Origin of the sequence: Microbulbifer sp. MKSA007 (genome assembly GCA_032615215.1) — a bacterium.
Lineage (GTDB): Bacteria > Pseudomonadota > Gammaproteobacteria > Pseudomonadales > Cellvibrionaceae > Microbulbifer.
The window spans coordinates 3,301,421-3,315,156 of the sequence record CP128433.1; the positions used below are offsets into that span (position 1 = coordinate 3,301,421).

The following is a 13,736-nucleotide window of genomic DNA, read 5'->3' on the forward strand; positions in this document are numbered from 1 at the left end:
TTATCGATATTTTGGCCGTAATTGAGTATGCCTGAATAGGCTCGCAGCCAAAAGATCAAGAAACCCAAGAGTTTTCTAAAACCCATCTCTCAAAGAAGAACGGTAGCGTGACGTAAGAGTAAGTAAAAGGCGCTGACCCAAGGTGCGGACACACCAGGGGCCAGCTAACCAAATTGATATCATACCTATCAAAGTGGCTCAGTGGATAATACGCTAGAAACCCGCTCGTCTTCAATAAAGTGGAGCAGATTCAGAGGCCTGAAGAGATTCTTCAAGCCCTGGCAGCGTTGCGTCTGTCTTTTCTTATTCTACGCTTACCGTTCTCGTGCACCGCCCTTCACTTCTGCCAGCCATTACTTATCAAGCATCCCCCATGCGGAAGATCCGCACACGATTTTAGTTTCTGTAGGAAATGACCATGTTGATTTTAAAGCGCCGGACCGGCGAGAACTTAAGAATTGGAACCAATATCTCAGTTACGGTGTTGGAGGTTAAGGGCAATCAAGTGAAGATAGGGATCAATGCCCCCAAATCCCTGCCTGTTTACCGCGAAGAGATTTATATGCGTATCAGAAGGAGTGGCCAGTGAGAAACTGAATATGCCGAAAGGACTGCCCTTTCGGCTGGATCACTATTTAGAACTAGTGGACTGGAGCAGTCGACATTTAGACCCCAGGAAGCGCGGCTCCACTTCTGAGAAGGCTCCCCCATACTCGAACGCCTGGGTATACCACCAAAATACTGGCTGCATCTCAGTCGTAATTTTTACAGCCGTTTTAAAGGCCTAGTGGGTTCAACAGCAGCCGCTCAACAAGCCTGTTTCCAGTTCGATAAGCGCTGAGTGTAAGCGACTGCCGGAGCTTCTTTTCTACCACACCCGGCTAATTTACACCGGTTTCCCAACACCTTCCCTTCTGCTTTAAGCCAAAATCACTATTCCGAGCTCCAAGCGAAACTCTTCAGGACCTCATGACGCTAAGCTCTGAACCAAGATGAAATAGCGGCTAAAGATCGACGCCAGCAATGCTGCTAGCGCCTCTCTCCAATCTATAGGTGTCTAGATTTGTCTACCTATGGGTGCTTGTAATCATCAACGGATGAGTCCAACTTTAAAAAAAAACGCAACGCCCGATCAAACTCAGGCAAATCAATTTTTAAATCTCTCAACATATAATCATCAACCCAAGCTAAGCTATATGTGGTCTGAAAGGAAAAGTAAACCTCACCAACCTTAACCTCTATGATTTTACATGTCGGGTGCAAACCGCCATCTACAGACTTTGTATAATCACCACTATAGAACCCCTCCTTTAAATCAAGGAATCTGTCCTTCAATACTGGGGTTGCAGGAAAACTCTTTCGCAAGATCTCCCCGCTCTCAATCCAAGCATGCATTACTCTATCATCTTTTATCGCAACAAACTGCCCATCAAAATAACCATAATCTGCCATTCCTTGCTCAATCAAGATATATGCATCAGCACCATTAAACTCTCCCAGTAATTTTCTAAATTCTTGCTGTACATTGGGAGACGGTAAAGTTCCCCAGTTTTTTTTGCAATCATTGAAAACGTCCGCAAAAGTAATCGGACTTACTATTAGGGTAAGTAGAAAAGACCACCGTAACAACAAGGCCAGCAGTCGCTCTGTTAACCTAGTCAACACTTTGTAATCCTTATTAATGCGGGGGTATCGCCTGACCATAACTATCTCTTTGCCAAGTTTTCCTAATCTCATTCATCGCACCGACTGTATCGATCTCCCACTGCTTGTCAGTACCATACTTTTCCGTAGAAACTCGATATTGCCGTAAAACACCTTCACCAAGTTCAACACTATGAATAATCTCATGAAAGAACACCTCCCTAAATGGCATTTGCACTTTTAGAGAATATTCATTTTGAGTTCCCCACACCCAAAGATTGCTTGCCTGTCTTTGATTAATCAAAATTACCGATGGCATTCCATCCTCAAAAAAACCACTTCCACTCGGCACAGGAACTACTTGTGTTTCACCCTGATGCATAGCAACTATTACAGGATGATCAATATTTGCAAGCCGTTGCATCCATGACGAGGCACTAGTTGTGTTGTATAGGGCACTATTTGAATTAAGTTCAGATAACCCGGCATTTATTTCTTGCCTTAGCTCACCTGGGACATTCCCATAAAAGTTAATAGTACCGTCTTTACAACCATCCGATACTTCGCACAAGCCCTCATATATTCTTTTCCCAAGGAAACGTACCGCATCAACATTCAACGAATCTGAAGCCCTAAAAGATGAATTCGGACCAAATAAGTGTACGGAAATGGATCTAAGGACTGAGCCATCAAACCCACCACCATTCTGATAATCACCCTGTGCCGAATACTCATAGAATTCAACACTATCGTTGTTATCCCTGGCAAAGGTCGCAGAAGAAGCCCCCTCCGGTGACTGGGCACCCCCTGCGCCTTGTGGAGCCCAGAAACCTTCATGGTCCGGATTCTGACCAATACTAAAACTATAATTGCCATTCGAATCAGCACCAACCTGGCAACGAGAGCTACAGATATCATACCAGAGCTCTTTAGCATCCTTCTTAAAATCCCCCCAGCTGTAATAACCGGTAGGGTCAGTCAAGGTCAGGGGATTGCCTTTTACATAGCTATAGCGGTTATAGCCCTGGGTATCCTCAACTCCATCAATCATGGGGTCCGCTTGCAGGAAGCGACCCAGATTGGGGTCATAGATACGGCCATTCATATGGATAATGCCGAGGGAGTCCACCATCTCGTGGCCGGTAAAGCCGTGAGTGGTGATCTCGTTCAGGCTATCCATCAGCTGGTAGTTGCTACCGATCAGGTCACTGATCTCCAGGGAGTCCCAATCGCTATCGCGGCGCTTACCCCAGGGATCGAAGGCCATACTCTGGCTTTCGAGCACACTGCCATTTTCATCCAGCACCACATCGGTAGAGCCAATATGGTCTGTGAGCAGATAGCGTTCCGTTAGGGATTGCTGCTCATAGGCACCGTTGGTTTCGTAGGTAAATACGGCACCGCCGGGCAGGTAGCGCTTCCAGTGGTAGCTTCCTTCAGACTGATAATGAATCCGCTCTACGCCACCCAAATAGAGGGTGGTAACCACCTCACCGTCGGAGCGGGTGTCGACACGCTGATAGCGGGCGCGATCCGGGCCATAGGTAAAGGCGGTGCTGTCACCACTCTGCGTATTGGTAATCAGGGACGGCTTATCGAAAGTGGTGTAGGTGAACGCCCTGCCGGTGCTGTCGGAAGTCAGGTTGCCATTGCTATCGTTGTAGGCGTAATCCACTCCGGCTGCTTTGGTAACCGCGTGGGGCTTGGCACTTTCATACAGATAGGCTGCACCATCTTTGCTGAGGATATTGCCGATACTGTCGTATTGATACTGGGTGCCAGTAGCGTCGGAGTTACAGCTACTGGTGCTGGTGGTATTGGCATTAACCTGTAACAGGCGGTTGAGGTTGTCGTAACAGAAGGATTCCTTCTTGCCAGTACGCTGGTTATTGCGGCTTACCAGATTGCCTACGGCATCCCAGCCGTAAGCCATTTGCTGAACGGTAGTCGCAGATGCGGAATTATCGGCCTTTTGCGATAACAGGCGTCCGGTGGCGCTATCGTAACCATTGTTGATACGCACTTTACCGCTATTAATGTCGGAATCCGTTACCTGGCCACGGCTATTGGAGCTAAGCACCCGGTAAACTTCACGCCCGGTATTCAGGTCGGTGACATATTCCAAAGCGCCGGTATTGGTGTAGTGCTCCTGGATACCACTGGTGATACCGTTTGCACCGTTGGACACTTCACCATCCAAAACATCGTACTGGTATTGGGGCCGGCCGAAGCTATCGTACCCCACACTTGACGCAAAAAACTCTTCATTCCCCACAGTGCCGAGGCCTGTTGCCACAGCGGTCTGCTGCCCCAGGGAGTTATATGAATAGATCGCACAATAGTGGGATGTGCCGGTATAGCACTGCTCATCATTGGCACTTGCTGACATGACGACAGCAGTCACTTTGCCGAGCGCATTGGCAACCGAAACACCAGCAGCATCTTTATCGTCGTAGTACCAACGGGTATGCCCCTCTTCACTGCCGGCGGCTGTGTAGTCGGTGCGACGCTGTGGGCGGCCGTAGTGATCGTACTCAGTGACCGTGCGCTGCTGTTTGCCATCTTCCTGCTCAACCAGGTCACCAAACGCATTGTAGGTGTAAGTCCAATCGCCCTTATCCGGGTCGGACATGGCCACTTTGCGGCCACGGGCATCGTATTTGGCGCTAATGGTAATACCCAGGTTTTCACCGGAGCGGCCGTGACTGATAACCTCTGTCACATTACCTACCGGGTCATACTGATATTCCACCGTGCCTTGGTAGTGATCCAGGATATAAACCGCTTCACCCAAGGCGTTGGTCTTTTTCGTGCGATTCTGGCTACCTGGGCTGGTGCTGGTGGAAACCACCAGATTATTTTCCAGGGTCAGCTCGGAATTACTCACCGTATTGCTATCCGGCAACTCTACGGAGGTGATTCTGGAGTTCAGGTCGTAGTAATTGGTTGTCCAGTATTCGGCAACGGTGCCCTTGGTATAAGGTTCACTTTGTCGCTCAACCCGGCCCAGTTCGTCGTATTCCGTATCGGTAACAATAATCTGGCTTTGGGTGAGGCCCGTGGATTCCTGGCGCAACTGGCGACCGAGCATATCGAAATAGGTCGTGGAATAAGCCCCTGTTTCACTGGTGGTCAACACATAGGTGGCGGCATCGCTATGACTACACTTTGAACCACTACAGATTCCATATTCGGTAGTTACCGAGGGAGCACCGTCCGTCGCCCTGTAAGTTTCACGCCCAAAGGCATCATATTCATAAGTCGTGGTTACATAGCTAGAAGCCGAGGCATCCAGGTAAGTTCGGGTCTTGGTGGGTAACCCCATATCATCGCGACTCACCACTTCAGAGAGTAAGCGATTATCAGAATCTCTTACCTTATCGACGTAGCGCTTATCCGCATCATATTCTGAGTAGCTTGTACGACTCGGCTCTGAGGCTTGCTCAGTTGCTTTTTTAGTTGTACTTAACCGATTTGCATAATCGTCGTAGGTGTAGGTCGTCGACAGCTTAATTTCAGCGGCGTCCTCACCACTGTATTCGGGCTCAATATGCTCTGCTTTTAGTAAGCCATACTGACTTCCGCCCTCCGGGTAGTACTCAAAAGATACTTCCCGAGTCTCAACATCACTGCCGCGAGTAGTGGTAATTTTAGTGCTGGTAACCCGTCCTTTTTCTCGGTACCAGGTCTCTCCATCGAACCCATTCTCTTGAACAACTTTTTGTACTACACCACCTGCAGCATTTTTGGTGCTTACCGTGGACTCTTCGAGATTGCCATAATCATCATAAGTGTTTTCAGTAAGCACGGTTTTGTACTTACTACCTGCGGCAGCGCCATCACTCTTGAGCAAGTAGAAAACTTCAGTAGATTCTTCGGTATACGGCCAATAGGGCGCTGTAGAGCCTCCACGCTTGGAGAGCGTATTGGCTTGACTATAGAGCAGCTTACCTTGAGGCGTGTATTTCTTAACACTCAAAGGCATCCCGATATAAGGGAATTCTTGAGCGAAAGTTGTTGTGGTATACCCAGTACGGCTATCTGTCGTAGTTATTTTTTCAAAACCCAAACTACCGCGACCACCGCCCTGGAAGCGCAAGCCTTCATACTTATAGGTTACTTGCTCAGTATTATTGGCGCTGGAAGCCGTGGGCATGGAAAACTCAAGCTGGGAGACTATGTAGCTGGTTCCACCAATATCAAATACGGGAGACCCGTAATCCAGCAGCGCAGCTCCCTGCCCTTTTACATAAACACTCGTATCCGTTAGCGGCTTATATGTGAAAGTGGATTCTTCGCCCAAACCACCATTTACCGCTTTAATAACATTGTTAGCTGTATAAGAAGCATTTGGTGCATAAAAGTTTACGTAGTGGTTGGTTGTGCCATCATAAATTCGTGCGTACTCCTGGAATCCATCGCCATTTAAATCGGCATAAGTTGCATGAATGCTATCACCAGAGCCAGCCGATATACTTGTTTCAATGACGCCATCAAAGCCGTTGCCATTCCACAACTTAACTTTTAACTGATCTCCAGGCCAAACGATATCGACAAAACCATCATGATTAAAATCAACCAGCTGAATTTTTTTTCCTGTAATTTCTGGCAAGGAAATATAGTTATCCAGGTCGCCATCATCCGATAAGGCATAAGACCAATCATCATTTTCATCCTTTAGGATCATATCCGTCAGGCCATCGTGATCAAGGTCTGCGGGAAGCCAAATATAGTTATGAGTATTAGCCTCCTCCTGGGTGGAACCTGAAAATGTACTCGTTGAAAGAGTAATTTTTCTCCAGTCTCTATAGGTTTTAATGCATTTACGAGTAAAGGGCACTAAAAACTCTGTACGACCATCCCCATCGGAATCAATAACCTCCATAGAGTGTAAATCACCAATCTCTATAGAATTTTCACAAACTTCGCTTGTTGAATTATCCGGTACAGCAATAGACTTACTAGGGCTGGTTGGATAGGAAACCATCCCGTTATTCCCTCTTTCAGCATAATAGAAGCTGATACCCTTTTTATCGGTATCCCGGATAATCAGATCACCTAGTCCATCACCAGTAATATCGGATAAAACACTTTGTGTACCCGCACCGGAAGGAATGATCACAGTTGCTGTCGAAGAAAACTTAGTGCCATCAAACAATCTTACGGCCCAACTGTTATCTTTCTGTCGATGAATAAAATCTAATTGACCATCACCATCGTAATCCAACAGATTCCAGTCATAACGTAGGTAGTAATAGGCTCTTATTGAATGGTTGGTGTCCTGAACATCCCATTTCTCGCCATCTGATAAAGCAACCTGCAGGTATCGCTCTTCATCATCGTTCTTATAGAACCAAATGTAGTCGTCCATTCCATCGCCATTTAGGTCCGCGACACGCCCAGGCTGGAACCTATTGGCATTGGAATGGAACTTTATTTTTGTATACTCCGTGGGATTAAATCCTGGAGCATCTACCACCTGCCAATCAAATGTAGTGGCCGCCGAACAACTATTTCCAACACACTGTTGGATACTGTACAGGCGACTTAGGGGAGGGTTTTCAGTGCTGGGCGACTCATATAAGTAGCCAAGGTTATACTCCCTAAAGCTAGCGCCATTATTAGTAATAGAGACTGCCTTAAGGCGACGTTTCAATGGGTAATCACCCACCATTAGGTTCGCGGGAACAAAGTCCAAGCGGCTTTCGTATTCAAACTGAATAACTGCATTTGCTTCAGAGCCTGCACCAAAAGCATACTCTATGCGGTCAATCCTGAAGCCACTACTATCTTCTATGTAATAGTATTCTATGGCGTTATTGCCCGAACTATCGTAAAGCTTATCGAGAACAAATGAGTCGCCGCCATTGTTAATAGTGTAGTAAGCGGTCTCACCACCTTTGGTCGTTACCTCAAATCCTGTAACACTGCCGCTGCCAGTAGCCTTAAAGCTGCGAAAGTCATTTAGTTCGGATGCATAAGTAGAATTAACGGATCCGTAGCTACCACCAGTGACAACCAAACGCTGCCCATCAACACAAAAGCGGTCTTTTTCACCAAGCAACACCTCTGAATCATCATGTACCAATGTACGATGGCAATAACGGATAATAGACAGGCCAGAGATTCCCCAACCTAACCCCATTAAGCCATTTCTACCTTGGCTGGAATAACCAAGGGACAGCTCGGGAGCATGACCGCCTGAACCTTGCGGAAGTTCTAGCTGTAAATTATAGGTTGCAGCTCCGGAAGGGGAGACTGCTGCAGCACCTGAGAGACTGCCAGCAATATTTGCACTTTCCAGCTCAGGTTCAATAAGTTCAGTTTCTGTAGTAGGCATGCCAGATACTGATAAGTAGGCGGTATCCGCTACTAGATTACTTCCAGATTCAATAACGAGATCATCCGCCCCATTACTATTGATATCATCAATATAAATACCGTTGCTACGATCGTTAACTAACTCTGCTAGAGTTTCATCCCTTAGGTCATCAGCTCCAGAGGGGTAGCTAAACTGATTAACCCCATAAACAATAAATGGGAACTCCCCGTCTAACTCACCTCGAAAAAGAAAATCAACCTGCCCATCATTATCAAAATCACCTACAAGGTAATCCGTCCCTAGGGTAAGCTGAACTGCATCAGCCAAAAGGGTTTCTGAAATATTGTCATATTCTAGATAGTGAGTATCGGGTCCAAACCAGGGCTTAACCTCCGAACCATATATAGTAAATATTGGGTTTGGTGGCAGCGTAATAGGAGTAGCTATATCTCCATGTAAAATAAGAAGCCTTTTGCTACTGTAAAAGTGATAATCCAAAAAACCGTCACTGTTGTAATCACCAACAAAAACAGCATACCCATAATTGTCCAGGGAAAAATCTAGGGCTGATACAGGCAAAGAAACTTCAACTTCTTCAGACTCCTGCCCGCTACTACAGACATAATTTCCAGTTCCGTAGGCACTAAATTTGCACGTCTTTACTAGAAATTCAATCGATCCGGTGTGCTGCAGATCAACACTAAGAGATTTCGGCTGATCAGCATCTACTTCATCTAAGTCCTGCCATTCACCGGCATTCACACGAAACTCTAAATCGTAGTAGTCAGCACCAGAAACTGAATTCCAGGTGAGATCTATTGAATCTCCGAGCGTACCCACTGTATCACTGACAGAAACACTGGAGGGGGATGATAGGGCTTTGAGTACTTCAGTGCTGCCACTGTCAGTTAAATTCCACCCTAGATCTGTTTCATCTATCAGGCGAACTGTAATGACATAATTATAAATCCCCTCTCCGTAGCCACTTACCTCAAGGTCATCTTCCCTTGTAAGCGTTACTTTTCGGATTTGCCCTACACCTTGCTTTGACTCAACGATTTCTGCACTGTCTATGAATGACCAATCAACTCTAACGGTATAATTACCAGTTGAGGACTGCGATGGAACAGAAATATAATTTTTTGCAGTTGCAACTGCGCTAGCTGCCATTAGGCATATAATTACTGCGAAGCGGGCTAGCCAACTAGAGCGCGCCCCACCAAATTCTGCCCATGAAACACAACTCTGCACAAAAACCCCCAACCCCAGCAAAAATTAACACTTGACGACAAATTAAGCGTTGAATGACAGTCTCTTATTTATTAGTTGAGACCATATTGACGAAAATACCTTAAGGAAAAGCATTTCATCTTGATATCCGCAAACCGCGCGCGAGCCTACCAGACTAAAGAAAAGAATTCTACCGGGGGAATGTAAAGATTGACCGAGCTTCAGCTATATAATTGATTTAATAAAAGAAAATAACAATCAATAGCCTAAAGACAAGGCCGCCGACATAAGGAGGGACTCTTTGGGATAAGTGAAAAACTTAAACAATATAAAGGCCAGCTCTATAAGCACTTCAACAAAAATATTAAACAGAGGGTGATTAATTCAAGAGGCGCCTAACACAAACCCGCAGATACCCTGACACAAATTCTTTCAGGTCCCCGGGCCGTAAAAAATATTTATCAAACCCGCTCAAAGATTTATGATACCCTCAACACATACGCACTCAATTGCAATCTGGCCTTTTAAACTACCCCGAAATAACTATGAAACTAAAAAAATCACAATCGGCATCCTGCTTTCCTTTATATCCACAGCCACAATCGCCGATTCCGGCTTTATTGTGCAAGGCGCCACAGTTACTAAGGTCTCATCAGGCGGAGAGAGTACTTTTGGGTTTAATGTCTCCGGCGGAACAGGGATTTGCGCCGACTCACGAATCAAATTTGATGTGACCGCGGTTAACAATAGTGTCGATGCAATGAATAGAGCCTATTCAGCATTAACTGCCGCATTAGTATCAAATAATAAAGTTGATATTTGGGCAACCGATACTACCGATTGTGATACTGCCTCATCTGTTGACATTCTAAGCTCTTAATCTTGGGGCCTCTGAAGCAGGCTGATCCTAACTGTACGCCAGGCGCGGCCAGTAAAACCTAGCTACAAGCCCACCCCAATCATAGATTATAAGAATATTTTTACTTATTGATAAGAACGAATATATTCCGGCCCCTTAACGGTGTCGCCCCATATTCCCAAATCAACCGCACTGCAACTACCTACATCTAGGTATTTGAGTTTTACTGTTTTTTGCGCAACAGCCGCGGCCATTATTGCAGAGACCCAAATTTTGCAGACCTCAACACTAATCTCATCATATTCTTCTTTTACATTACACATCCTTTGCGATTCATCAGAGCTATTCCTGATAGCAAGCCAAAAGCCATAAGTACATTTTTAAAGCTCACAAGAAAAGCCCCTTATATTTAAACATGAAATAATATTTAAATATAAGTAAATAGTCGATATGTAAATGGCCAAAAAAATAAGCTTTACTCGGCATTAAACTTTTTAAATAAAAATATAAAGAATAAAACTAGGGAAACTTCAAGTCATATTTATGAAAATACCAAAGAGTAGCCCGGCTCAAATCCCGGGCGCTCTAAAAAGCCAACACCACCTCTAACAAAAAATCTCCCGCGCCCGACTCGGTGACACCACCTTTCGCCCAGTCTCTTCAGCTACAGCCGCAAGAGCCTCAATCAATTGACCATTCCCTGAAGTCCGCTCTCCTCCCGGCAAGTAAAAGGTATCTTCAACTCCAGTGCGCAAATGGCCGCCCAATTCTGCAGTCTTGCGATGCACCGGCCAGATTTCCTCACGGCCGATCACTGTGCTCTGCCATAAGCAGCCGGGCTTCATATATTTTGGAATAATCTCCAGTAAATTGGGGTCGGCAGGCATACCTGAAGCCACTCCCATCACCAGGTTGTAGTTGGGCTTATCCACCATCCCTACATCCGCATACATTCCCACAGAGCGAACGATACCGATATCAAAGCACTCAAATTCCGGGCGGGTACCGGTCTCCCGACAAACTGCCAACAGCTCCTCTACCTTATCAACCGGGTTATCAAATACCATGGGTGGCCAAGCCCAGGTGCCGTTGGATCGCGCCTTTAAATAGTTCAGGCTTCCCGCATTACAGGCGGCAATTTCCGGCTTACCGGCACGCACACAACTCAAGGGGCCTTGCTGATCCCGTCCGATAGTGCCAGTTGAAAAATTTAGAATAACGCCAGGGCATTTATCGCGAATTGCATCGGCAATTTCCAAGGCTATTTGCGGGTCCCAGGTGGGTAAATGGCCTTTATTTTCCTCTTGCGCGCGGAAATGAACATGCATAACGGAAGCCCCCGCATCGTAGGCTTCACGGGCGGATTCCGCCATTTCCTTGGGGGTTACCGGGACCGGGTGCTGCTGGGGGTTGGTAAGCACTCCGGTTAGGGCGCAAGTAATCACCACTTCATCAGACATCGCTGGCTCTCCTGAATTATCTTTGTTAAGGCCGCTGTTTACAGGGCTATCCAGCGTGTGCGCGTCGCTCCGACAACACCAACTGATCGTAAAAGGACCAGAGCGAGTGGAAGAGCTGATTCTGGATAGTGCATCGACAAAATACAGCACCAAGCGCTTGCTTGGTTATACGAGACTATCATAGGGCCCCCGCCAAGGCACCTTGTTTCCCCGGATTCATCTCGGCAGAATGCGAAAAAACCCAATAAGGAAGTAAGTACCTCATGAGCGAGACTATCACTCCAACCATCGCCCCTTACGGCAGCTGGAAATCTGCAATCAACGCAGAACTTCTCGTGGAGGGCAGCGTTCGCCTGGCAGAAGCCAATTTAGTAGATGGCCGCTATTACTGGCTGGAGTCCCGCCCGTCTGAAAAAGGCAGGAATGTACTGGTGCAGTATTGTCCAAAAAATGGGCGCAGAGATCTCACCCCCGCCCCTATCGCCGTACGCACCAAAGCCCATGAATATGGAGGCGGCAGTTATCTTGTTTACGGTGACACCGCCTATTTCGTACTGGCAGAAGATCAGCGCATTTATCGTATGAAGCTCGACAATGCGATCCCCGAAGCAATCACCGCAGAAAATAGCTCCCGCTACGCCGATCTGATTATCGACCCCCTGAGAAATCGATTAATTTGTGTCGAGGAAGATACCAGTGGCCACCAACAGGGCGAGGAAACCCGTGCGCGCATTATCGCGGTAGACCTAAACAACCCACTGGCAAATCCGCCGACAATCCTTCAAGAAGGGGCAGACTTTTATTCGAACCCAACTCTGAATCCGGCCGGTGATCGACTCGCATTTCTGCGCTGGCACCACCCTAACCTCCCCTGGGACGCGACAGAACTCTGTATCGCCAAACTCGATCAGGCGGGAGATATCGGTGAAGTCACCCAAGTAGCCGGCGGTGAGAATGAATCCGTCTTTCAGCCCCAGTGGTCTCCTGAGGGCGAACTCTGCTATGTCTCTGATCGCAACAACTGGTGGAACCTATATAGGCTGGGACAAAGCGACCCCTTGTGGGAAAAAGAAGCAGAATTCGCCACTCCGCAGTGGGTATTTGGAATGTCCACTTACGGCTTTATTAGCCCCACAGAAATCCTCTGTACTTACACCCAGAATGGCACTTGGCACCTTGGAAAGGTCGACATAAAAAGCGGAGAGTATCAAACTCTTCCCCAGCCTTATTGTGATATCGAAAGCCTGCACTGTGAAAATGGCAACGGGGTGATGATTGCCGCAGGTGCAGAGAGTTTTCCCGCTGTTATTAGCTTTAACCAAAAGACGGGTAAAACGGAACAGATTGCCAGTAGCAATAGCAGCTCGCTGCCAACCGATTTGTTCTCCATCGCTCAAGCCGTCACTTTCCAAGTGGATAATCGCGCCGTACACGGGTTTTATTACCCACCCCACAACCCCAACTTCCAAGCACCTAGTGGCGATAAGCCACCGCTGATTGTATTTAGTCATGGAGGCCCCACCGGCGCTACATCAGCAGGCCTCAGCCTGAAAGTTCAATACTGGACAAGCCGGGGATTCGCCATTCTGGACGTAAACTACTCCGGCAGTACCGGCTATGGCCGCAAGTATCGGGACCGCCTCGCCGATAAATGGGGTATCTATGACGTGGAAGATGTCTGCGCCGGTGCAGAATACCTGGTAGAAGATGGGCTCGCCGACCCCAATCGCCTGCTGATCAAAGGTGGTAGTGCCGGCGGTTACACAGTCCTGGCGGCGTTAACCTACCACGATACCTTTAAAGCCGGTGCCAGCCATTATGGAATTGGAGAGTTGAGCAGCCTCGCCAAAGACACCCACAAGTTTGAGTCCCGCTACCTGGATAAACTGGTAGGGCCCTGGCCTTCCGCAGAAAAAGTCTACCTTCAGCGCTCCCCCATTAACGATGTGGAAAAGCTGAATTGCCCTGTGATTTTCTTCCAGGGCATGGAGGACAAGGTAGTACCACCCAACCAAGCCGAAACCATGGTGGATGCCCTGAGGGAGCGAGGTATCCCGGTGTCTTATATTACATTTGCCAATGAAGGGCATGGATTCCGCAGCGGCGACAGCATCAAGTTGGCCCTGGAGGGAGAGCTTGAATTCTACAGCCGCATATTTGATTTCCCGCTCGCGGAACCCGGCCCGGGAATTACCATCGAAAACCTATAATTAAATAATAT

General features: G+C 47.2%; 6 protein-coding genes. 3 read left to right on the forward strand and 3 right to left on the reverse strand.

The annotated features are described in order from the left end of the window. The first annotated feature begins 418 nt into the window (after nt 1-418). Nucleotides 419-589 (forward strand): carbon storage regulator CsrA, encoded by a 171-nt coding sequence (gene csrA, locus QT397_17560; GenBank protein WNZ54685.1) that lies wholly within the window; start codon nt 419-421, stop codon nt 587-589. 482 nt (nt 590-1,071) lie between these two features. Here csrA and QT397_17565 read toward each other — a convergent pair whose 3' ends face one another. Together QT397_17565 and QT397_17570 are read right to left on the reverse strand one after the other, a co-directional pair. Beyond that, nucleotides 1,072-1,665, reverse strand: coding sequence for a hypothetical protein (locus tag QT397_17565; GenBank protein WNZ54686.1), 594 nt, complete (start codon nt 1,663-1,665; stop codon nt 1,072-1,074). Nucleotides 1,666-1,678: 13 nt separating this feature from the next. Next, nucleotides 1,679-9,136 (reverse strand): RHS repeat-associated core domain-containing protein, encoded by a 7,458-nt coding sequence (locus QT397_17570; GenBank protein WNZ54687.1) that lies wholly within the window; start codon nt 9,134-9,136, stop codon nt 1,679-1,681. A 541-nt stretch (nt 9,137-9,677) separates the two neighbouring features. On the opposite strand from QT397_17570, the gene QT397_17575 reads away from it, so the two are divergent. After that, nucleotides 9,678-10,076, forward strand: coding sequence for a DUF5992 family protein (locus tag QT397_17575; GenBank protein ID WNZ54688.1), 399 nt, complete (start codon nt 9,678-9,680; stop codon nt 10,074-10,076). A gap of 584 nt (nt 10,077-10,660) precedes the next feature. Here the strand turns inward: QT397_17575 and QT397_17580 are convergent. Then, entirely contained in the window at nt 10,661-11,515 is an 855-nt protein-coding gene (locus QT397_17580; protein ID WNZ54689.1) for a 3-keto-5-aminohexanoate cleavage protein, read from the reverse strand. A gap of 263 nt (nt 11,516-11,778) precedes the next feature. Between QT397_17580 and QT397_17585 the strand changes: the two genes are divergently transcribed. Further along, a complete protein-coding gene (locus QT397_17585; GenBank protein ID WNZ54690.1) occupies nt 11,779-13,725 on the forward strand; it encodes a S9 family peptidase in 1,947 nt (648 codons plus the stop codon). The last annotated feature ends 11 nt before the right edge of the window (nt 13,726-13,736 follow it).